The sequence below is a fragment of the Paenibacillus sp. LC231 genome (genome assembly GCF_001860525.1).
In the GTDB taxonomy this organism is placed as follows: Bacteria; Bacillota; Bacilli; order Paenibacillales; family Paenibacillaceae; genus Paenibacillus_AQ.
Genome location: NZ_JFOM01000029.1, coordinates 1 through 22,965 on the forward strand (window position 1 = coordinate 1; position 22,965 = coordinate 22,965).

At 42.4% G+C, this 22,965-nt stretch carries 20 protein-coding genes and 2 pseudogenes; 9 read left to right on the forward strand and 13 right to left on the reverse strand.

What is annotated here, in order from left to right; genetic code table 11:
- Positions 1 to 757: 757 nt before the first annotated feature.
- The 7 genes and pseudogenes from AK95_RS20160 to AK95_RS20185 all read right to left on the reverse strand — a co-directional run bounded on the left by AK95_RS20160 (position 758) and on the right by AK95_RS20185 (position 4,657).
- Positions 758 to 1,690, reverse strand: a complete 933-nt coding sequence (locus AK95_RS20160) for an aminoglycoside phosphotransferase family protein (protein WP_071221705.1) — start codon at positions 1,688 to 1,690, stop codon at positions 758 to 760.
- Between the two features lie 50 nt (positions 1,691 to 1,740).
- On the reverse strand, positions 1,741 to 2,211 hold the full coding sequence (locus AK95_RS20165; protein ID WP_071221706.1) for a hypothetical protein: 471 nt from the start codon (positions 2,209 to 2,211) through the stop codon (positions 1,741 to 1,743).
- Between the two features lie 53 nt (positions 2,212 to 2,264).
- Positions 2,265 to 2,573: pseudogene (locus tag AK95_RS33575) on the reverse strand (DUF4275 family protein); the annotation flags it as partial.
- A gap of 57 nt (positions 2,574 to 2,630) precedes the next feature.
- The gene (locus AK95_RS20170; protein WP_071221707.1) at positions 2,631 to 3,233 is read right to left on the reverse strand and encodes an HAD family hydrolase; all 603 of its coding nucleotides are present in this window, start codon (positions 3,231 to 3,233) and stop codon (positions 2,631 to 2,633) included.
- Positions 3,234 to 3,429: 196 nt separating this feature from the next.
- Positions 3,430 to 3,804: a VOC family protein gene (locus AK95_RS20175; RefSeq protein WP_071221708.1), complete on the reverse strand. Its 375-nt coding sequence runs from the start codon at positions 3,802 to 3,804 to the stop codon at positions 3,430 to 3,432.
- Positions 3,805 to 3,916: 112 nt separating this feature from the next.
- Positions 3,917 to 4,204, reverse strand: coding sequence for a hypothetical protein (locus AK95_RS20180; protein WP_162487615.1), 288 nt, complete (start codon positions 4,202 to 4,204; stop codon positions 3,917 to 3,919).
- Between the two features lie 264 nt (positions 4,205 to 4,468).
- Complete coding sequence (locus AK95_RS20185; protein ID WP_071221710.1) at positions 4,469 to 4,657, reverse strand: hypothetical protein; 189 nt, start codon at positions 4,655 to 4,657, stop codon at positions 4,469 to 4,471.
- An 879-nt stretch (positions 4,658 to 5,536) separates the two neighbouring features.
- On the opposite strand from AK95_RS20185, the gene AK95_RS20190 reads away from it, so the two are divergent.
- From AK95_RS20190 to AK95_RS20205, 4 genes are read left to right on the forward strand one after another with little or no spacing between them, the layout of a single operon-like run.
- Complete coding sequence (locus AK95_RS20190; protein ID WP_071221711.1) at positions 5,537 to 6,700, forward strand: ABC transporter ATP-binding protein; 1,164 nt, start codon at positions 5,537 to 5,539, stop codon at positions 6,698 to 6,700.
- Position 6,701: 1 nt separating this feature from the next.
- Positions 6,702 to 7,367: an ABC transporter permease gene (locus AK95_RS20195; protein WP_083397687.1), complete on the forward strand. Its 666-nt coding sequence runs from the start codon at positions 6,702 to 6,704 to the stop codon at positions 7,365 to 7,367.
- Positions 7,364 to 8,326 carry a glycine betaine ABC transporter substrate-binding protein gene (locus AK95_RS20200; protein ID WP_083397688.1) on the forward strand — a complete coding sequence of 321 codons (963 nt, stop codon included), beginning with the start codon at positions 7,364 to 7,366 and terminating at the stop codon, positions 8,324 to 8,326. Before AK95_RS20195 ends, AK95_RS20200 begins: the two co-directional genes overlap by 4 nt.
- Before the next feature lie 2 nt (positions 8,327 to 8,328).
- The gene (locus tag AK95_RS20205) at positions 8,329 to 9,027 is read left to right on the forward strand and encodes an ABC transporter permease (protein ID WP_071221713.1); all 699 of its coding nucleotides are present in this window, start codon (positions 8,329 to 8,331) and stop codon (positions 9,025 to 9,027) included.
- Between the two features lie 63 nt (positions 9,028 to 9,090).
- Here the strand turns inward: AK95_RS20205 and AK95_RS20210 are convergent, their stop codons facing one another.
- From AK95_RS20210 to AK95_RS20220, 3 genes are all read right to left on the reverse strand, one after another.
- Positions 9,091 to 9,708, reverse strand: coding sequence for an alpha/beta hydrolase (locus AK95_RS20210; RefSeq protein WP_071221714.1), 618 nt, complete (start codon positions 9,706 to 9,708; stop codon positions 9,091 to 9,093).
- Between the two features lie 158 nt (positions 9,709 to 9,866).
- Positions 9,867 to 10,394, reverse strand: coding sequence for a P-loop nucleotide/nucleoside kinase family protein (locus tag AK95_RS20215; RefSeq protein ID WP_071221715.1), 528 nt, complete (start codon positions 10,392 to 10,394; stop codon positions 9,867 to 9,869).
- Positions 10,395 to 10,617: 223 nt separating this feature from the next.
- Positions 10,618 to 12,555 (reverse strand): alpha/beta hydrolase family protein, encoded by a 1,938-nt coding sequence (locus tag AK95_RS20220; RefSeq protein ID WP_071221716.1) that lies wholly within the window; start codon positions 12,553 to 12,555, stop codon positions 10,618 to 10,620.
- Positions 12,556 to 12,713: 158 nt separating this feature from the next.
- Between AK95_RS20220 and AK95_RS20225 the strand changes: the two genes are divergently transcribed.
- Complete coding sequence (locus AK95_RS20225) at positions 12,714 to 13,226, forward strand: MarR family winged helix-turn-helix transcriptional regulator (protein WP_083397689.1); 513 nt, start codon at positions 12,714 to 12,716, stop codon at positions 13,224 to 13,226.
- Between the two features lie 925 nt (positions 13,227 to 14,151).
- On the opposite strand, the gene AK95_RS33580 is transcribed toward AK95_RS20225, so the two are convergent.
- Positions 14,152 to 14,988 (reverse strand): AraC family transcriptional regulator, encoded by an 837-nt coding sequence (locus tag AK95_RS33580; RefSeq protein WP_074961908.1) that lies wholly within the window; start codon positions 14,986 to 14,988, stop codon positions 14,152 to 14,154.
- A gap of 144 nt (positions 14,989 to 15,132) precedes the next feature.
- Between AK95_RS33580 and AK95_RS20235 the strand changes: the two genes are divergently transcribed.
- From AK95_RS20235 to AK95_RS20250, 4 genes are all read left to right on the forward strand, one after another.
- A complete protein-coding gene (locus AK95_RS20235; RefSeq protein ID WP_235613178.1) occupies positions 15,133 to 16,875 on the forward strand; it encodes a glycoside hydrolase family 2 protein in 1,743 nt (580 codons plus the stop codon).
- A gap of 99 nt (positions 16,876 to 16,974) precedes the next feature.
- The gene (locus tag AK95_RS20240) at positions 16,975 to 18,564 is read left to right on the forward strand and encodes an extracellular solute-binding protein (RefSeq protein ID WP_071221717.1); all 1,590 of its coding nucleotides are present in this window, start codon (positions 16,975 to 16,977) and stop codon (positions 18,562 to 18,564) included.
- Positions 18,565 to 18,636: 72 nt separating this feature from the next.
- Positions 18,637 to 19,599, forward strand: a complete 963-nt coding sequence (locus tag AK95_RS20245) for an ABC transporter permease (RefSeq protein ID WP_083397690.1) — start codon at positions 18,637 to 18,639, stop codon at positions 19,597 to 19,599.
- 16 nt (positions 19,600 to 19,615) lie between these two features.
- Complete coding sequence (locus AK95_RS20250) at positions 19,616 to 20,497, forward strand: carbohydrate ABC transporter permease (RefSeq protein WP_071221718.1); 882 nt, start codon at positions 19,616 to 19,618, stop codon at positions 20,495 to 20,497.
- A 35-nt stretch (positions 20,498 to 20,532) separates the two neighbouring features.
- Here the strand turns inward: AK95_RS20250 and AK95_RS20255 are convergent.
- Positions 20,533 to 20,742, reverse strand: a pseudogene (locus AK95_RS20255) (transposase); the annotation flags it as partial.
- 483 nt (positions 20,743 to 21,225) lie between these two features.
- Positions 21,226 to 22,953 carry a phospho-sugar mutase gene (locus AK95_RS20265; protein WP_071221744.1) on the reverse strand — a complete coding sequence of 576 codons (1,728 nt, stop codon included), beginning with the start codon at positions 22,951 to 22,953 and terminating at the stop codon, positions 21,226 to 21,228.
- Positions 22,954 to 22,965 lie beyond the last annotated feature (12 nt).

Sequence of the window (22,965 nt, forward strand, 5' to 3'; positions counted from 1 at the left end):
CATGCCCTTTCTACTGTCCCCAGCCACCGACTCCCCTGGATTCTCTTCTTTCATGTTTAGCTCAGGGTGAAATCCTGCGAATTCATGAGTTTGAGTGAGGAAATTGAATCACTTCGAGGGAGTTTAAGTACATTCTACTTTTTCTTCCCTTTTTCTTGAAACTAGATTCATGCTTACTATACTTAATAATAGAACAACAAAAAACATATACAAGGTAATTGGGTCTCCTCCAGATGGAACTTCATCTGGTATATCCCGAGATAGTCTACTAGTAGGTCTTCTCAAAAATGTATAGGTTTAGTTTGGATCAATAAAAATCCGTCTTAGGTTATGTACTTGATTGCTTTCTATAAATATCAAAGCGCCCCCAATTATCTCTCCATTATAGAGCACTTTAAAATATTCACAATTTTGCATCATCTCCTCTTGCCAACTTACGGAATCATCTCCTAGTGGGCCACAGATTTATTATTAAAATGTTTCGATTCATCATTAAAGCTGGCCTTTTGTATTTCAGCAAGTTTTAGGGCATCATTTTGTTTGCTCGTTCTAGTATCAGCATTAGATACAACTCCATTTATGTGATTTATTTTTCTTTCACAGGTATTTCTCAATGAGACTCCTTATATTCACGACGTCGATGAAAGTCAGATGTATCCGATTGAGTCTTAAAGCCAGACCAAGAGCGAACACCCGCGGTGTGAATTCTTTGTTATAGGCTGTAATTGCCTATTGTGAATCACATATATCATTCCAACTATAATATCGCCATCTTCAGATACTTACTTAGTTCATTCAGCCATCTCTCTTCTTCTTTCCATACCTGCAGGAACCATGACATATAACGTAATCCCATATATCGTGAAGCTATAGTAAAACGTCTCGTAAAATTATCCTTTGATAAATTCAGTCCTTGTGAATTTATCAATTGTCTGTAACTTTCCGCTTGTGAAGCCTCTGTAAACCAAAGTGAAATATCTAAGTACAACGACCCATATCTCGCTTCTTCCCAATCAATAAAAAATACTTCTCTATTGTTACAAATCAATGTATTTCCTGGATGTAAATCATTATGTATAAGGGTGTGGGAACTTTGGTCTAAAAGAACTTCCTTGATGTCTTTAACAATATTTTCTGCTGATTGTTCAATTTCAGAAATATAATGACCAAATTCACTTATAAAATCTGCATCTAACTTTGCCTCATCCCAGCTTGGCCTCCACTTTTCGTTTAAAGCATGTTCAATATGTTTTAAGTCTGCAAAAGGGAGCCAACTCAATTCATCCGACTTTTGATAATTAACCGCATGAATATGAGATAATGCTAATAGTTCATTTGATTGAAGCAAATTATAATTTAAATTACTGTAATCTGTCTCATAGTCAACATCTTGCATGCAAAGATATGCTCTATTGCTGCTTCTTAAATCAGGCGTAAAACTAAAAGGTACATTTGCCGATTGTTCGAAAAGACGAGAGAGCACACGCCGTTCAATCAGAGTTGCTTGCTTAGAAATAAGATTGATAGTCCTTTTATCATTATTATCTTTTATGAGTATTTCATGTCTCTTTAAGGCTACGGCTGACAAACCATAGGCTAAATCAATATCATTAATACTTAAAATTTCAGCAGTTGGCGATATGTATCGTTTAATGGTACTCTGAATTGTTTGTCTAATATCTGCACTCATTGCTCCTCCTTGATACTCTTTACAGTTTTAGGATGCAGGATACTTTGCAGTCACTCCCCATTAGAACCAACCATAGTACGATGCCCTCCAATCATACTGAAATGATTTTTTTCGGTTACTTCATTAAAGAAACCTTTAATCTCGATATGGGGATCTTCTAAGTCAATATTATGATTTCCTTCATACATTTCCTTGGGAGCAAATACGGTAAGAAGTAATTCTTCTCCCGGGCCAATATTGAGCTTATTATTTCTAGTTTCTATCTTAAAATCATTCCCTTTAACACCGTTTTCAAGTTTTATGGGAAAACTTAAATATACATTATTTTGTACTATAATATGACTGGATTTGTTATGCAGCTTTAGTGTGAACATGGTTCCATTTGATTCTTCTTTTTGTTCTTGTAGTTCTATACTTATTTTGCCAATGTCGTCAGAAGTAACTTCATGGTTATTACTGCAACCTACACTAAGTAGTAAGCATAAGATGACGGAAATCATGATAAATGATTTTCTATTCACTCCCTGAATCCCTCCCAAATCTATATTCGCACGGTTCATGCATCACGACGAAATTATTTCACTTTATAAAAATAGGGCCCACACATGTCTTCATGTGTATTTACATACGTCCAAGTAAAATTTTTATTAAATACATAGATATCTTGTTGAGAATCAAAATCCTCTGCGACTAATGCATTTGCATTACTGTATAGAAGTACACGGGGAGAGTTTTGGTACATAACATATAATTCATCTTTAATTTCAGTATTAAAAGCATTTCTTGCTTCATGTTGTTTCAAACAATCTTGTATTTCATAACTAAAAATATGCCACTTATATTGATTGTAATAAATGCTTTCTTTTATATCGTCACTAATGTTTAATGTAAATGTCTTTCTTCTTCCGGTAAGCTATCTAGAATTAATTGAATCTCTTTTCTAATCAAGTGTTCTCCTCCTCATTCCTATCATGGGTTCAACTTGTTCTATCCATTTATGCTCTTTATCTGCTAACAGGGTTTTCCATCCAAGTTCGATAACCGGTTTCAGGTTCTTTTCTTGATCATCAATATAAACAACCGTTTGGCCAGCTTCAAATTGTTTGCCGACATGTTGATATATCTGTATATCTGGTTTTCTTAAACCTACTTGATTTGAAATCGTTATGCTCTTTGTATAGGGTTCTACTCTTTCTAAAATCGATTCCAACCATTCCTTACAATGATTACTTAAGATATGGATATCTGCAATTTCACTCCACTCCGCCAAATAATTTAATCCAGGAAGAGGTTCCAGTGATTGAATTAATAACGCTCTGGCTTGCTCTTTGTTAATTTGCTTCATTCGCAGACTCATCCATTCCCAAAAGTCATCTTCTTTGATCTTTCCAGTCCATAGATCTTTTCGAATCTCATCAAATTGTTCTCGGATGTCTTGAAATGAGATTTCGGTACCCTTAGATAATTGGAGCCAAAATGTAGATGAAAAATTGCTTACTAATACACCAGCTAAATCTAATACCAGTTGTGGCTTTGCAGTCATCGAATCGTCTCCTTTCTTTGTTAAATAAGACCATTTATAAGATCGCTATACTAACAGTCGATTTAACCTTTCCGTTACTTTCCTTTTCGTTCTCTCGCTCAGTATACGTTTTGACCTCAACTTCCTGGCCCAATAGGCCAAGTTCACTTCTCCGATTAGAAAAAAAGCAAGTCTAAAAAGACCTGCTATCTTTCTTTTAGAGCCATTCCAAAAATTCAAGGCGATTTCCAAAAGGGTCGTTAAGATAGAAACGTTGTACGCCCTCATCAGACCGTGCATCATCATCAATCACTTGGATACTCTTTTGAAGTAAATATTCTCTCAATGAATCTATATTCTGGACATGAAATGCAGGATGAGCTTTTGTAGCGGGGACAAATTCCTTTTGAACTCCGATGTGTACCTGATGCGTTCCACACTGAAACCAAACACCACCACGTTTCCTTAGATTCTCAGGCTTTGGTATTTCGCCCCAACCTAATATGCCAGCAAAAAAGCTTCGAGCTTCTGATTCGCAACCTTCAGGAGCCGCTAATTGAACGTGGTCAATTCCAGAGAAATTGTATAACATAATTTTGTAACCCCATTGTTTCATTGTGCGAAACTTAGTTTCAATTCCCATTTCCATTTTATAGTATACAAAGTTGGGAAATCAATTATTCTATTTAACTTTCGATTACTCTTCAATTAGTAAGAATCTTTTTTATGTCAATTGAAATTTGTTTTCTTAAATCAGTAATGTATGCGTATGCATCATTAATTTCAGTAATTCCTTCAACAACATTCTCCCTTAATTCCTCAATAAAAAATTCAAGCTCATTCTCTCGTAAATCTATATCCTTCAAATAATTCTCGTTATAATCCTTGATAAAATCCGATTGGCTCTTATAAAATTCAAAACGTTCTAGAACATAAATATCCTTAAGGGTGATGAATAAAGCTAGAAAATCCCTAAGGTTTCTTGCAACCAAATGTACTGCTTTTTCAAACATAGGTTGTATAAAAATAATCGGGGCCTACCTGTCATCATCATGATTAAAACTAATATAAAAGCCTATATAATCATTGACAGTTTGCCCATGTAGTTGATGAAGTTCCTGATCCAACTGAACAAGCTTTTCTAATGTTTCTGGCCTTTTGTAATTTAACGGCATCAAAAGGTTCCCCTACCCATATTTTATTTGTTGTATTTCGCATAACATTCTTTTTGTATTCACGAGCTACCTATTTTAGATTTATTCATTTGTTTTATTGAATTCTTGATATAACCTATCAATTTTATCTTCTATTCTTCGTAAGCTTTCTTTTGTATTTTTTGTATGTAGCATTACTCTATTTACAAATCGAAATAATGCTACAATAAACAGTAAAACTAATACAACAAAGACTATTTGAGATAGCGCCACCATCCAAAAAAAATCCACGATATTAGCCCCCTTATCAAAACTGAAAACTATATTATGGTCCATTGTCCCTTGCATCAATTGTTATTATTACTATTTTCAGACGTTTCATTTAAAGTTCAGGCAATCCCTTCCATTATTATACATCTGAATACCTAGCGACGGTAGTCAAATAGTTTGAATACTGTGTTATAGGATGCTATCTCTTCTCAAATCAACTATCGCTCCTCACTAGTCAATCATTTATCTATCCTTTGGACGATTCTGGACCCGAGGTACCACATATTCAATATCGTTCCATATACATGTTTCAATCCAATGCTAGCTGGGTAATAGAATTAAACATATTATTGCATGAGCAGTTATACGGTCCTACTCAAGAGGGAATCGTTGCTTGCTTACGTATTTTGCATATATCCATTTGGGCCGAGGGAAGCAGTGACACAATGACATTGCTGCTTGATTCGCGCAGGTATAACAGGGATTCATGTATGAGAACGCATATTTTCCCGATACGAACAGGGGCATACAGGCTTGGAATACTTCTTCGGATGGATGTAACAAGGGATTGCATAGTTTGGAAAGCTACACTGCATATAAAGGTGGGATTTTGGGTATGTAAGTCAATGCCATAACGAAGATTTTTAACTTAAATTGTTAGTACCCTCAGGGCTTCCCTCTTAGATCTTTCTCCACCCCTTAATCATGCGCTTAATCCTATTCCATTTTGATTTTTTTATTGCTAACTTGCTTAGCTATTTTCCATTTCTACATAACAAGGCTGAAGCCTTCTCATATCTCTGGCACCGCGCTTTTCCCTCAACAGTTTTTTGGGTCCCCGATGGATGATATGCCAAATGCTCCGCATAATATGGATACTGCTTGCAAAGGGGCGATTGAATGATAGTACTGGAGCATGTGAACAAGGTTTACGATAATGGCTTTCACGCGCTGAAGGACATTAATCTGGAATTCAAAAAAGGGGAAATTACCGTCCTCATCGGACCGAGCGGCTGCGGCAAATCGACTACCATGAAGCTGATCAACGCGCTCAATACGCCATCCTCGGGCAAAGTTCTGATCGACGGTAAGGATATCTCGAGATTGAATCCGGTTGAACTTCGACGCAATATCGGCTATGTCATTCAAAGCGTTGGTTTATTCCCGCATATGAATATCTCCAAGAACGCGGGCGTGGTTCCGCGTCTGAAGAAGTGGGATAAAGACAAAACAGATCAAAAAGTAAATGAATTGTTGGACATGGTCGGACTGGACCACACTATATATGGTATGCGATATCCATCCGAGCTAAGCGGCGGACAACAGCAGCGTGTAGGCGTAGTGCGCGCACTGGCAGCTGAACCCGATATTATCCTGATGGATGAGCCATTCTCCGCACTGGATCCCATCAGCCGCGAGCAGCTTCAGGATGAGCTGATCCGTCTTCAGCAGGAGCTCAATAAAACCATTATTTTTGTGACCCATGATATGGATGAAGCTATTAAAATCGCGGATACCATCGTTCTGATGAAAGATGGCGAAGTGGTGCAAACAGGTAGACCGGACAGCATTTTACGGCATCCTGCAAACGATTTTGTGCGTGACTTTATCGGTTCGAAACGACTGCAGAATGAAAATGAAAGCCCCTATGAAATACCGCTTGTGGATGAAGTGATGATTACGAATCCGGTCACGGCATTCCCGAGCCGGGGATTGGCTGAAGCCATCAAGATGATGGAAATGAAGCGAGTCGATTCGCTGCTGATTGTGGACCGTAACCGTCAGCTACAAGGTGCGGTTTCGATCTACCGCGTGCTCGACCAATACGGCGAAGAAGGCAAAACCGTGGCAGACGTTATGCATCCGGTCCGTTTTTCCGTGGCTTCGGGAAGCACGCTTCCACAGGCCATCGAGATTATGGACAGTCATCAGCTCAGCAACCTCCCTGTCGTAGACAGCAATAACCGTTTCCTCGGATTAATCACAAGAGGCAGTGTGGTTAAACATTTGGCCGAAGTCTATCCAACGATGGTTCCTCCGGTACTGATCGGAGAGGATGAGTGATATGAACGCATTCTGGAGTTTTATTACGGATCGTTATCCAGATATTCTAAGGGCATTGCAGGAGCATCTGGTCCTCTCATTCTCTGCCGTTCTTTTGGGGACTGTTGTTGCCGTGCCGATCGGTATCCTGCTCGTATACAACCGGGTAGGCTGGATTAACAGCATCGTATTTTTCATTACGAACCTGTTTCAGACGGTTCCGAGCCTGGCGCTTCTGGCTATTCTGATTCCGCTCCTCGGCATCGGCATGAAACCGGCCATCCTTGCGCTGTTTCTGTACTCCCTTATGCCCATCCTGCGGAATACCTATGACGGTTTTCACTCCGTGGATAAAGGCGTGCTCAATTCGGCCAGGGGGATGGGATACAGCACCGCCCAAACGATTTTGCGGATTCAGTTTCCCTTATCGCTTCCTTACATCATGTCCGGTGTCCGCATTACGACCGTGTATATCATCAGTTGGGCAACACTGGCTTCTCTGATTGGTGCTGGCGGTTTAGGCCAGCTAATTGTATCTGGACTTGGTGTCAACAAGCCCGAGATGATCTTCATCGGTGGCATTGGTGCTATTCTCTTGGCACTTGTAGCTGACGGATTGCTTGGGCTGCTTGAGAGCTGGCTAAGCAAACACTACCACCAGACTCAGACCCGGGACGCTGCGATATGAGTCACATCAGCCGTATACAGCGAGCCGGACGGAACAAGGAAGGCGTGATGAATCTGAAAAAACTTAAATGGACTCCGTTGTTCATCTGCATGATAGCTTTTGCCGCTTTTACCTCCGCATGCGGAATTCAAAGCGAGATTACAATCGGGACGCAAACCTATACCGAAACCAAGATTATCGCTGAAATGTATAAAGCGCTGATTGAAGACCAAACCGATCTGAAGGTGGATGTTATCCCGGATCTGGCATCAAGCTCATTGGTCATCAATGCGATGAAACGAAACGACGTTCAGATGGCGACACTGTATACCGGTGAGATTTTCAACAACCATTTCCCGATCAGCGGCACCAAAGACCGCGATAAAGTCTTGAAGGAAGCACAGGATGGATTCCAGGAACACTTCGGGTTCACCTGGATGAACCCTTTGGGTTTTGAGAACACCTACGCGTTCACGGTAAGAAAGGATCTTGCCGAAGCCAACGGGTACACCAAAATCTCCGATGTCAAAAAAGACATGGACACCATGAAGCTTGGAGTAGATACGACATGGCTCGAGAGAAGCACGGATGGATATCCGGCATTCTCCAAAGCGTATGACATCAAATTCGGTCAGGTCTTCCCTATGGAAATTAGCCTGGTATACAGTGCGGTAGCCAATGAGCAGGTGGATATCGTGCTGGCCTACTCAACGGATTCCCGGCTGAAAGCCTACCAATTGCAGACGCTTCAGGATGACCAGCAATTCTTCCCTCCATATGATGCAAGTCCGGTATTGCGTTCGGACCTTTTGAAGAAGCATCCTGAAATTCAGGATACGATAGCGCCTTTAATCGGTCATCTGGATGCAGATACGATGATATCGCTTAATTATCAGGTGGACATTGAGAAGAAAAGCGAGCGGGAGGTCGCAATCGCGTTTTTGAAAGAGCAGGGCCTCTTAAAAGCTAAAGGAGGGTAAGCATGGAAAGTGAACATTTAACATTTGCCGATTTTTTGTCGTATATATCACGAAATCAGGGGTTGCTCTGGGAGTATTTCATCCAGCATATTACGATGGTCGTTATCGGTCTGGGCCTGGCATTCATCGTTGGAGTGCCGCTTGGCATCCTCTGCTCTAAGAGCAAATGGGCAGCCAAAATCATTTTGTTTATCACCAATATCCTGCAGGTGGTACCGAGCTTGGCCATGCTCGTGGTGCTCATGTTATGGATGGGACTCGGGACGACAACGGTCATGGTGGGACTCTTCCTGTATTCCCTGAATCCAATCGCACGGAATACGTATGTTGGGTTAAAACAGGTGGATCCCAGCTATCTTGAGTCCGGAAAAGGAATCGGAATGAGCCCCTTCCAAATGCTCGTGAAAGTGCGTTTCCCGCTTGCGCTGACATATATCATGTCAGGCCTGCGTATTGCGGCCGTCATCGCCATTGGTGTGGTAACGATTGCTCCCCTCGTCGGAGGAGGCGGGCTGGGACGGGAAATTTATGCCGGACTGAACAGCAATAATTCCCTCCGTATCTTTGCAGGTGCCATTCCTGCGGCCGTGCTGGCAATCGTTGCGGATCTTGTGCTTGGCATGCTCCAGCGTAAGATGGATCTAGCCAAACGAAAGTCAGGTGCGGCTCCATCGCCTGCGAAAATGCAAAATATCAACTGAGCTTGCAAAACGTACATTTTAAAGGGCATCCCAAAAGATCTAAGATCTTACGGGATGCCCTGATTACTTATTTAGAAATTCCATATATATCCTTACAAGCTTACTTAATATCTCAATACTCTCCTCAACATTGTTGGTCTCTAAACCATGATTTGCATTAGGAATTTCAATGACCTCTCTGTCATTATCTATGTTAATTTGGTTTGCATGTTCCTTATTAAATATTTCATCCTTTGTTCCATAAACCACAAGTCCATTGAATTTATTGATATAATGAATGGTGTCTTTAATTGGTGTCAAAAATAAATGTTTGATTGGAATTTCGAGTTTCCCATGAACTTCTCCAGAAACGATTGTTCCTATGCTCTTACTAATAAAAACAACTTGTTTATACTTGCTAATGATTCGTTGAACCGATTCGTGGCTATCTTCTATTACTCTTTGCAGTTCATTAACATCCAAATCCGTTCTCGCAGCTTGATATCCATATTCCAATATCATTAAGTCAAAACCACTTTGAAGTGCGGAGGTTCCAGCAAAATGTAGAATTGGTTTATCACAAGGATAGTTTTTCCCGGGAAACAGAACAACCAACTTGCTGTTTTCCTCATAAAGTTGAATATATTTTTGCTTCATTTCAGTTTTCCAATACGAGGGGACATTTAAAATCTCAAATTTCATCGTTTCCCATCCTTTCCGGTTTTAAATGAATTTATATAACCTTTGGATACCTACGAACCAGAGAGGCTTAAGAAAGCAAACGCAACCGGTCCGAAGGGCACCGCGTCCGTATATCTTCATTAAATCCTCAATACCACTAGTTGACATTGATTATTCTTTTACTCGATGATAATTTCCCCTTCACCAGTAGGTACTTCAAAACCCTTGAGAAAGGCAGATAATATTTCTTCGGTTATTGTAAATGCAGCATTAGCATCGAATCTCTGGCTCCGAATGCGAAGTCGTTCACGCAAATCATTAGGATGAACTTTCAAATAAATAAGCCTCCACTCTCCTCCTCCATCTTCAATCAGCTTCTTATAATCATTTCGTTTCTTACGTTGCCAGAAACTGAAATCAATAACCACATTGCGCTTTTCCTGTAACAGATTCACTAGTTCCTTATACAGCTTTAACTCGGCTTGAACTTTAAGTTTCTCATACATTTCAACTGGATAATCAATTCCGTATCGACCATGTGTAGACCATATCTCTTCATCTATGGAGAGACGTGCAAAGCCCCTCTGCTCTAGCCGTTGAGCCAATGTTGTTTTTCCTGATCCAGCCACGCCACACATCATGACTACTAATGGAATTGAAACATCTGCTTGATGGATCAGATTATCTAATTCAAGATTTTCAAGCACCCAAATTCTCCTTTCGGCCTTGCATCCGGTTAATATACTAAACATCCCCATACTATAACGTTTCTGTATTCACGAATAGGGAGCTGTTGCAGCACCGGCTTCTATTATATTTAGACCAACTACTGCGAACACTTTGTCAAGTACAATTGGCTTGGAATGATACAGACATTTGCCGAAAGTCTATTCAATTCCCTCTACATTACCATCAATTCCTCGTGTGCTTTTAGGTCTGAAAAGGAACCAAGGTAGCCGTGTTCGCAACTCCAATCATCGTGATGATCAATGTATTCACCATTGCACCGAGCCAAATGTTTCCTGTCAATTTGTATAAGCTCCGACTAATCATGGCCGCTGCAAATAATAAGAAAATAAAGGGAAGCAGAACCATGGGATAAAGTCTCGTCTCTTGCCAGAAGGAGTTGCCCGTCGTAAATAAAACAGCATACTGGATTCCATTGATCAACAGGATGCCAAGCACATTTCCGAATCCAGCGACCATCATGTTTACTTTTTCAGACTTGATATTGCTGAAACTCAATTTGTTGATAAACAACGCGTTCGTCAGATAGAAAATGAAGAAGAAGGGCAGGTAGTTCATCCATACCATTAACTTATCCGAATGGAATGTAAATACTCCTAATATCCATAATTTAAAATTTGCATTTAAGATGTATTCTGCTAAAAATACAACAGTAAAAAAGATTCCAAAGATACATAGAGCAAGAATAAAGGTCCTCATCAAATTTTTCAGACCGATTTTTAATCCTAGATGATGAATAGAAAGTTCAGTGTTATTTCTTTTCTCCAGTCTGTATTTCCATATAACTAGTGCCAATCCAACAAGACTATTAAAAATCGCCCAAATCATAATATAGTTTGTAATCGGCTGCGGAAACCATTTTACAGACATGAAACTGGACGTGCTCTTAAAAATAAACCGGTCTAGTTTTAAGGCTACAATAACTCCAATTGCAGAAAACAGCCAACTAAGCAGCCAGCTTATCCAAAAGAGTCGTGTTTTCTTTGTGCTCTTTTCCGTTTGTGTCGTACCATTTAACGAATTCTTTTGTTCCTTCGTTAAGGCTAACTGCTGAAAGTACGGAATTTTTAATAAGTAATAAGATACCGGGTAAATCAATAGAAAGATGCCTAATAAACCGATAAAACTAAAAAGCTCTTTCCAGATCCATAGCTGATCGGTATTTTTTATTTTTGGCGGGAGCCCAAACGAATGGTTGAAAAAATCGACCGTTTCAGCAACTGTCTTTTGGGAAAAATGTGCCCATTCATGCGTTTGCTTTGGATTATGAACGATTCTCAGCGTTTGGCTTTCTGCATCCCCATAATATTGACCTACCTCAAAGCTTGACTGCTGTTCCTCTTTTGGAAAAATCGAGTTAATTGCGACTAAACCCTCAAGGGCATTGTTGGATAGATCACCATTTCCTTGGGACAAATCATAATTCCCCTCATCCAATTGACCATAAATAATGCCTAAGTTAGCGTGAATTTGGCTAAAAGCTTCTTCACTTGATAAACGGATATTTCCTATGGGCAGTCCTGCTGATACTTTATTCAAAGAATTTGCATACTCCAGTTCACGATCCGTAATGTCTTCTCCGCCTTCCGAATCCGGAGTTTTCGCTTTTTCTATTGCAGTATAATACTGTGAACCATAATGCATTAACGTCATCCATGTTGACATCCCCCCCATAGAATGTCCCATAACGCCGATCCGTTGGTTATCGATGTAATCTAGATTATGGTAGGCAAATTCCACTAGAGGTATCATTCCCTCCCCATTTGCAACAACGGCCTCCATGACCGGTTCACTCGCTGAGCTTGATTTTCCGTGATAGTATGCATCGAATGTCATGACGGCAATTCCTCTTCGCGATAATTCAATGGCATTTACATTTTGCATATGTTTATTGTTGAGATAACCATGCTCGGTGATAACCAAAGGAACCTTGTTCTCTGCGCTCGATTGTTTAGGTTTATATAGTTGTCCAGACAACCACTGTCCATGCTCAGTAGGAATCTTAAAATGAATGATTTCCGTCTTTCCAAAGGAAGTTTGCAAAAAACTAGATAAACAAACGCTTACAATAATCATGACAACCGATACGACGAATAACCTTCGTATGCTCTTCTTCTCCATAAAATGCCTCCTCGAAGTATAAAAACAATATAGTTTCCAATGTAAACTATATTGTTTTTATACTACACATTATGAGTGAAAGCAACATAGAATATATCCTTTGTGGAATTTATTTTTTTTGATATAATTTTAAGAGTTAAATGAACAGGAAATGAGTGATGATGATGTCACTGGAATGGATGGGGAAAAATAGATTATTTGTTGAAAAGCTTGTGAAATTTGGTAATGCCTATGCGCAATCATACAAAAAAGAATATCGCTATAATACTCCTTATTTATTTTCCGCTGCCCAAATTCAAGTACTTGAATATATATTGGAGAATGAAGATAAAAACCAGAACATGCTTGAAATTTCGAATCGGCTGGGAATATCTAAAAGCGCATTCTCTAAGAATGTTACAAAAATGGTAGAGAAAGGATTTCTCGAAAAATACCATACCTCTGATAATAAGAAAAACATTATTATTAAGGCTACCCAAACAGGCAAGGAAGTTTATGATCAATACGTGCAATACGCTTATGAAAAATCCTTCAAAAAAATCTTTTCCCTGCTGGATGAAATCCCTGAGCAGCATATTGAGAAAATGGAAGCGATCTTAGATATCGCAGCTACAGCTACATTAGAGAAAACTAAGCAAAAGAAAGAGGTTAAACTCATTCGAATAGAGTAATAAGCGAAAGCTAGGGATACAACATATTAATTAAAGACATAAAAGTCAGCCTTTATTGGCTGACTTTTTTGTGAATGCTATGTCATTCACTCACACCACCCGTACATGCGGTTCCGAAAGGTAAACCAAACTCCAGATATGCAGGCGTACGAAAAAAAGGAGACCCCCGCCTTCGCGGAAATCTCCAATGCTTTTGAAATGATCATTCATATCTAACTAATCTGTCCGTTGTAATTAAAAAAGTCAATAATTTCAGCACAATAAAAGAGCTTTTGTAACACAAAACGGCACAATCTGTATCTTTTTTTGTCACAAAGCATACTTTCAGTAATATGAATTGTCATATTATTTTTTCATGCTGTATTTCAATACATACACCTCTATTACAGCTCCTTACCCTTTACCTAACTTCACCATTACGTTTTAAACGACAGATCATCTGATGTGTCCCGCGATAACTGTATGTTCTCTTGCACTAAAACGTTGTCATAATTTTTGAGAGAAAGCAACCGGAAAATACTATACCTCGACTCGATTTCCGGCATTTAACTGAGCTAGAACATTCAAATGATTATTTGACATGGACAACACTCCTATTGAAAGTTTTGAATAGAAAGTCAGCCGGGTCTCGTTAACGGATGCCTTCTTGTTCTCTCTTGAACTAACGTAACCCCGTTAGTAAGAAAGGAAGCCGATCGTTTTGACCTGCTTCCTTCTATCGTTACACGTTAGCTCAATAGCTTAGGTGGTTTAATTACTTTTGTGACGATAAATCCAATCTCCCATTCACATTCGCTTTAAAAGGGTCAAAATAATAACTGGGGGCCAAAAGGCCCAAATGGAGTATTTTTCTGTTATTAAAATTAATAATCAGACAACCGACTTATTGCGCTAAAGGAAGTGCAGGGGTTTGGTTAAGCGAGTATCAATCTCCTTGCATTCTGCGGTATTCGGTCGGAGAAAAACCGTTGCGCTTCTTGAACGTTTTGCTGAACTGGTAGACGTCAGAGTAACCACACGCTCTCGCTATATCCGTGACGGAATCACCTGTGAACCGGAGCTGGCGAAGGGCATGTTCATTGCGAAGTTGATCCAGGTATTCCTTGGGACTGCACCCGTACCGGGCTGCGAAGGTTCTGCGTATATAAACAGGCGAAAAACCAGTCTGTTCCGCCAATTCGGTGATGCGAAACTCGGTGGAAAATCCCGCGTCCAGTTTCTCCTTGAACCTGCGAAGAGCCGCCGTTATTCCTTCCTCACCGTTGTTTCTTCCTCCCGCTTCCGCCGCCTCGTGTACCTCTTGCACCAAGCGATACCAGACAGATTTAACTCGTGCCTCTCGCACGAGATCTCCAGGTACCCATTCTCTCTCCGCTTCACGGAAAAGTTCCCCGATCTTTCCCATACGTTCACTCTGTAAAGGCAAAAGAAATGGTAGCCTTAGCCTTTCAATAGGCTCAGGGGCATCCCATCCACTCTCATTCTTTTCTAACGAAGCGCAATCAAAGAGCAGCATCGTCATTCGGAGTGGATGCGCCTCGGAGGACTTCATATGAAGAGGCAATCTGGGCCAGAGATACACCAAAGTACCTCCTCCTACTTCCGCGTCCCCCTCCTCGCAACGGAAAATTCCCTTGCCGCTGTAGATGTAGTAAAAGGTATGCCCGGATACGGTCTGCCGAATATCCTCCCAGCCTGGCAGCGCCGGCTTGGCGAGCACCCAGTGTATATGCACCACCATATTTCCCAAAGCATATTCCATTGGTCTCCCCCTATCATTATTTGTATCATTTATGATAAATCATCAGGATTGTTTTTACCATTGTACCTTCATTGCTACCAATGCTACACTCCGAACATACAGACCAGCAGTTCTTGATCTGCTAAAGAGAAATCATTGGAGATGATGAATGTGATCCGAACGTTTCAGCAGTATCGGCTTAGAGAGTGTCAATTTCTTGACGGATTATGGGATTTCGTTTTTGACAAGGATGATATTGGATTATCTGAAAAGTGGCACACAAACTTTCCTTCCAACCATGATCGCATACCGGTGCCGGCCTGTTGGAATAACGAACTCGGCAAATTCGACTACGAAGGCGTAGCATGGTACCGCACTTGGGTAACACTAGACGATAGCAGCCATCTGCGTCTATTGTTCCACGCCGTGATGGGACATGCCGAAGTGTACTGGGATGGACAGCATCTGGGTTACCATTATGGTGGATTTACTCCCTTTGACTTCACGATTCCTAATGTCGCTGCCGGGGTTCACGAACTTGTCGTCCGCACAGACAGCACGCTGGGACATAACACATTGCCATACCACATTGTGGACTGGTTTCATTACGGCGGAATCATCCGGCCCGTTGAGATTCAGCAATTGCCTGATGTCTCGATCGAGAGGATGCGTATTACCTACGACATGACAGGAGATTCCAGTGCTGATGTCCGAATCCTGCTCAAGCTCCGCTCCATGTCGAACATTGCAGTCAAAGTGCCCCTATCCCTCTATCGGAACAATGAGGAATTCTTTACTGACAGCGTTTACCTTCCTGCCAAAGGCAGCATCGAACTAGTCGTGGAACAAGTCTGGTCGGGCCTCCAGCGATGGGAACCTGAAGATCCTGCTCTCTACATGATCAGAGCCGTAGCCGGCCATGACGACCTTACAGACCGCATCGGGTTCCGCACCGTGGAGACCCGGAACAAGAAGATTCTGCTAAACGGCAAGGAGCTTTATCTGCAGGGAGTTAACCGTCACGAGGAACACCCCGAATGGGGCTTCGCTTTCCCCAACAAATTGATGACCAAGGAGCTTGATATAATCCGGCAGATGGGATGCAACACCGTACGCGGGTCACATTACCCCCAGAGTGAATACTGGCTCGATCTGCTGGATGAGCGAGGCGTCCTTTTCTGGAGCGAGATTCCAATTTGGGGCGCAGCATTCCCGGCGGAGCACACGGACGATCCGCTCTTCGTAGAACGTGCGATGACCATGATGGATGAGATGATCGAGCGAGATCTTCATCATCCCTCGATCCTGTTCTGGTCTGTTCATAACGAGATTGATACACGCTCCAAGCAAGCCTATGAATTGTCCGTCAAGATGACAGAACTTGTTAGGAGCAAGGATCCATCACGGCTGGTGGCGTATGCAACTATGCACCCCATGAAAGACATCTGCCTCGGACTATTTGACGTTATCGGAATTAACTATTATGGCGAATGGTATTTCGGGCATGCCGAGTTCGATGAGATGCTTGATATCTTTCATGAGCGCTGCAGGGAATATGGAGCTGGGGACACTCCGGTGCTTATGACCGAATTTGGCGGAGCAGGCGTATTCGGGGATTCCGGCTGGGAACCCCGTCTATTCAGCGAGGACTACCAGGCTGATATACTCGGCAAGTCCCTGAAGCTCTTCCGGTCCGATTCGAAGATTAGCGGTACTTACGTATGGCAGTTTGCAGATACAAGGGCCCAACTGCAGAGTCATCTTCCCCACTTCAGGGATCGGGCACGCTCCTTCAATAACAAAGGATTGGTCAACGAGTACCGCAAACCAAAGCTTGCCTATCGCGTGGTCAAGGGCATTTATACCGGCCGTAACAATCCATACGAATGGGGCTCTACACTGAAATGATCCGTAAGGGTATCCCGGGAGGGATGCCCCTCCAGATCAGATGAAAAACCGTAATCCCAAATTAATGAATATACCTTTTGGAGAAGGGGTGATTTGTTCATGCACACACGAAATATGAGTAAATACGCAATTATCTTAATGATCTTGGGACTGTTTACGACTACGCTAGCTGCGTGTAGTGGGAGAGGATCGGAACCATCAGAATCACCAGGAGCAGAGCAGAATCAACAACTAACGAAATTATCGTATTGGGTTGAATTGTTTCCGGATGCTGCCGCCATTATGAAGAGTTATGGAGAAGTTACTTCTTGGAAGGAAATAGAGGCCAGAACTGGTGTGGAAATTGAATTTCAGCATCCGGCACAAGGGCAACTCGGGGAACAATTCAACTTAATGGTTGCATCAAATAAATTGCCTGATGTAGTAGATTATGGATGGAACGCTTATCCCGGCGGAGCACAGAAAGCTATAAGAGATAAGAAACTCATCCCATTGAATGATTATTTGGATCATGCCCCTAACCTGAAAAAACTGCTGGACGATCATCCGGAATGGAGAAAAATGGCTTCAACAGACAATGGAGATCTCATTGGCTTTCCGTTCATTCGTGAGGATGTCACCCAGCAAGTGTTTTTGGGGCCAGCAATACGCAAAGACTGGCTGGATAAATTAAATTTGTCTGTACCAACGACAATGGATGAATGGTATACCGTTTTGAAAGCGTTTAAAGAGCAAGATCCCAACGGCAATGGTGAAGCGGATGAAATTCCGATTCTAATTCCGGCAGGAGAATTAGCTTTTGCCGGTGCCTTCGGAACACCTAATGATTTCTACCGGGAGAATGATACCGTCAAATACGGGCCAATTGAACCCGGTTTCAAGGACTACTTGGCCACAATGAACCAATGGTACAACGAAGGTTTGCTCGACAAGGACTTCGCCACAACGGATGCCAAAATGAAAGATGCCAAAATAACAGGCAATCAGGTCGGTTCGACGGTGTTGTTTCTGAACGGCGGAATTGGAAAATACATGGACTTGATGGGACAAAGCCAACCAGATTTCAAAATTGTCGGAACCCCCTATCCGACTTTAAATCCTGGCGAAAAGCCGGTATTCGGACATATGGATAATCCAGTTACCGGCATCTTCGCAGCCATAACCGGAAGTAACAAAAACGTTGTGGAAACCGTCAAATTTCTGGATTACTTGTACAGTGAAGAAGGAAAACTCATCATGAACTTCGGAAAAGAAGGCGAAACCTACACGTTAGTTGACGGCCAGCCCCAGTATACGGATGCGATCTTGAATAATCCTGACGGGCTGCCGATTTCCCAAGCCTTCAGAAAGCATATTATGGGCGCTACATCAGGTCCTTTTGTGCAGGATGTGCGTCACACGCAGCAGTATACGACCAAGCCGGAACAAAAAGAGGCCATGGCATTGTGGTCAAATACTACACAGGAAAAAAGAATGCCTCCCGTTAGTATCGCTGTAGAAGATAGCAGCCGATACTCCTCGATTATGACCGATGTCAATACATTTAAAGACGAAATGATTCTGAAATTTATCATGGGTACGGAGCCGCTCGAAAATTACGATAACTATGTAGAAATGTTAAAAGGTTTAGGAATCGAGGAAGCGATCCAAATTCAACAAGCAGCTTTAGAAAGATACAACAACCGATAAGCATTGCCAACCATCTCGGCTAATGGCAGGGGGACAGCTTGCCATTAGCCGGACATCCGGGAGGGAGAATTCGTGCCTGATTTAGACAGAAACTCTGTGCTAGCAGCAGCCAGAATACCTGCGGAAAGCAAAAAGAGTATCATCAAGAGGGACTTGGTTCGGAATCGCTATATTTATTTGATGCTTGTTCCTGTTTTGATTTACTACGCCATTTTTCATTACGGTCCTATGTATGGTCTGCTCATTGCATTTAAAGATTATGGTATAGCAGATGGTGTGTGGCAAAGTCCGTGGGTGGGTTTTACCCACTTCGAGAACTTTTTTGAAAACCCTTACTTTTGGCGACTTCTTCGAAACACCTTAACGATCAGTATTTATGAATTGTTGTTTGCATTTCCTGCCCCTATCATTCTAGCTCTATTGCTTAATGAGATTCGACTCATCTTCTTCAAACGAGTTGTACAGACAATTAGTTATCTCCCTCACTTTATTTCAATCGTGGTAGTAGCCGGAATGCTTGTCGATTTTGTTGCCCGAGATGGTCTAATTAATAATATCCTCGACTTTTTTGGATATGAGCCAATCGCTTTCCTGCAAGAGCCGGGATGGTTCCGCTCTATCTATGTATCCTCCGGTATCTGGCAAGGAATTGGCTGGGGTTCTATTATCTATCTTGCCGCAATGTCCTCCATTGATCCATCTCTGTACGATGCGGCTCGTATTGATGGTGCAGGGCGTTGGAAGCAAACGTTGTATATCACGATCCCAGGCATTATGCCGACCATTGTAATCTTGTTGATCCTTAATATAGGATCGATGCTTGCCGTGGGAAGTGAAAAAATCATTTTGCTCTACAACCCGCTTACTTACGAAACGGCTGATGTCATTTCAACCTATGTATATCGAAAAGGTATTCTTGGGGCAGATTTCGGGTATTCCGCTGCAGTAGGCTTGTTCAATTCAGTCATCAGCTTCATTTTGCTCACACTCGCCAATACAATTAGCAAGCGGGTAAGCGAACACAAGCTGTGGTAAAGAAGGAGCGAGAATAATGAATACTAAACGTTCTCTGGGTGAAACTGTATTTTCATGGTTTAATATCTGCTTTATGGTTTTGCTTTGCTTCGTTACACTCTATCCGTTTATTTATATCCTGTTTGCATCTCTAAGTGATTCAGCAGAAATGGCTCAGTTTCGCGGCATGTTGTTCTATCCACAGGGGTTTAGCTTAGATGCCTATAAAGCGGTGCTGGAAAATCCTATGGTTACAACTGGCTACCGGAATACGCTTTTCTATGTGACAGCAGGTACAGTCATCAACTTGATTATGACAACGCTCGGTGCCTATGCTCTTTCCCGTCGTAACGTTTATTTCAAAAACCACATCATGCTCTTGATCGTGATCACAATGGTGTTCAGCGGAGGGCTTATTCCGTCTTACCTGCTGGTTAATAATCTTGGGATGTTAAATACACCTTGGGCACTTCTCTTACCAGGAGCAATCAACTCGTTCAACTTAATTATAATGCGAACTGCATTTCAAGGCATTCCGGCAAGTTTGGAGGAATCCGCACGCATCGACGGAGCGAATGACTGGGTGATTATGACCAGGATTATCATCCCACTTTCTATGCCCGTCGTTGCCGTCATGATATTATGGTATGCCGTCGGACATTGGAATTCGTATTTTAATGCATTGATTTATTTACGCGACCGGGAATTGTTCCCTCTACAGTTGGTGCTCAGGGAGATTCTGATTTCCAACAGCACAGATAGTATGATGACAGGAGCAGCGACCGGCGATCGTCTGGATATCGGGATAACGATAAAATATGCGACGATCATTGTGTCTACATTGCCGATCTTGGTCCTGTATCCGTTTCTGCAAAAATATTTTGTGCATGGCGTTATGATCGGTGCGCTCAAAGAATAATGGATATCATGTAGTTTTATACGAAAGACGGATTGTCAAGCCAAGTGCGACAGCTCTGCCATGAACGATTCGAGAGCAGACTTCCAACCGAGACACTTTCGGGGCCGAAGGTTGATGAGGCGAATGGCATGGGCCAGTTCCTCATCGGTAATTTCAGCGAGATCATGACCCTTCGGAAAAAACTCTCGAAGTAGGCCGTTGCTGTTCTCGTTGGATCCACGTTGCCATGATGAGTAGGGATCAGCCGAAATAGACATCCACCCCATGAAAAAATCCCCTTCGTTAGGCAAGATTAAGTCCATCTTAACAGATGTCTTTTTTCTCTTGTCTACTAAAAGGGGATAATACCATTTTAGCGACTTTCAATGGGACTATGTTCATGTCCCCCGACATTTGAGTTCCCACGATTCATCTTTACAATACAATAAATTATACCTGCTTGCTTTATTATGCTAACGTATCCCGTTAGCATAACCTTATTTATCACTAAAAAAACTTTATTATCTTCTCTCTAAAACCACCAAATAAAGTCATCAAAAAAACCAATTATTACAATAAAAAATTCGTTTCCATACAACCTACTACCTGGTTCACCTTGTATAAATAGACGAGAAGCATAAAAGCTATCCCTATTAGCATTAATTTTATTGCCCGTTCGGACACATTCACCTCAGACTGAACCCTTCCCGTTCTTAATCGAACGACCTGGTTCAGTCTTTTTCTATGCATTATGACCAATGATCTTCTATATAAGCATCTATTCGAGCCATTACATCCCGGGTAAGCGCAGAGATCTTCAACTGTGCATCCTCATAGGTACCCCCCTGGACAGCAAAATACATCTTGATCTTCGGCTCCGTGCCGGATGGGCGGAGACAGAACCAGCTGCCGTCAGCGAGATGGAATTTCAACACGTTCTCTTGGGGCAGATCATACAGCCCCAGGCTGAAGTCCTCTATTTTGCTGAGTTCGATACCTGCCACTTCGCTTGGTGCCGATTCACGCCAAGTGCTCATAATACCTGCGATCAGCTGCACGCCCTGAATGCCTTTGAGCGTCCTTGTCTCCAGCTTCTCTGCAAAATAGCCATAAGTTGTGTAAAGATGCTGGAGCACTTCATACAAGGTTTTGCCCTGTGCCTTATAATATGCGCCTGCCTCCGCCATGAGCATGGCCGCAATGACGGCGTCCTTATCACGCGCATAGCTGCCTGCAAGATAACCGTAGCTTTCCTCATATCCGAAAATAAATTCAAACTCTCCGGTATGCTCGAACTGGGTCATCTTCTCACCGATATATTTGAAACCGGTCAGGGTGTTGAACACGGTCATGCCATACGCAGAAGCGATGGCAGCCCCCAGCTCACTGGTCACAATCGTTTTGATGATGGCGCCATTCATAGGAAGGGTTCCTTTTTGCTTCATGGATTGGAGCAAGTAATGAACCATGAGGGCACCGGACTGGTTGCCGCTAAGGATAAAATACGCCCCTTGATCATCTTGAATGACAGCTCCCATACGGTCCGCATCCGGATCGGTACCCAGGATGAGGTCAGCTCCACTCAACTTGGCCTGAGCTATAGCAATCTCAAATGCAGCATGTTCTTCCGGGTTGGGTGATGTCACGGTCGAAAAATCGGCATCCGGAAGCTCTTGCTCGGGGACAACATCGACATGCTGAAAGCCAAGCTGATGGAGTACAGCACGAACAGGCACATTGCCGGTTCCATGCAGCGGCGTGAATACAATCCGGTAGTCATTGCTTGCTTCCCGAATGATATCGGGATTTTGGCTTACACCGGCAACAGCCAGAGTATACGCATCATCGATTTCTTGGCCGAGCCATACGAGCAAGCCGTTTGCTTCCGCTTCTGCCCGATCCAGCTTCAGGATCTCTTCAAAAGAAGCAACCTGACCGATAGCTTCAATAACTTGAGCTGCCATACCCGGCGTAATTTGTCCACCGTCTGCGCCGTATACCTTATATCCATTATATTCCGGAGGATTATGGCTTGCGGTGATCACGATCCCTGCCTCTGCGTTCAAATGCCGAACAGCAAAGGACAGTTCAGGGGTAGGACGAAGAGATTCAAAAACATACGCTTTTACACCGTTCCCCGCGAGGACCAGGGCAGCTTCAAGGGCGAATTCCGGTGAAAAGCGTCTGGAATCGTAAGCGATGACCGCTGAAGGCGATTCGTACTGCTCTCTCAGGGTCACCGCGAGTCCTTGCGTCGCTTTACCTATTGTATAGATATTGATCCGGTTGCTGCCGGCACCGATGACTCCGCGCAGTCCCCCGGTTCCAAACTCCAGCTCCTTATAGAATCGATCTGTAAGCTCACTCTCATTGTTTGCTATATTGCGAAGCTCCTCTTTGAATGCTTCGTCAACTACTCGGCTGTTCAGCCATTGTTCGTAAGCCCGTACTGCTTGTGCTTGAGCTTGTGTAGTCATGATGTTCATTAG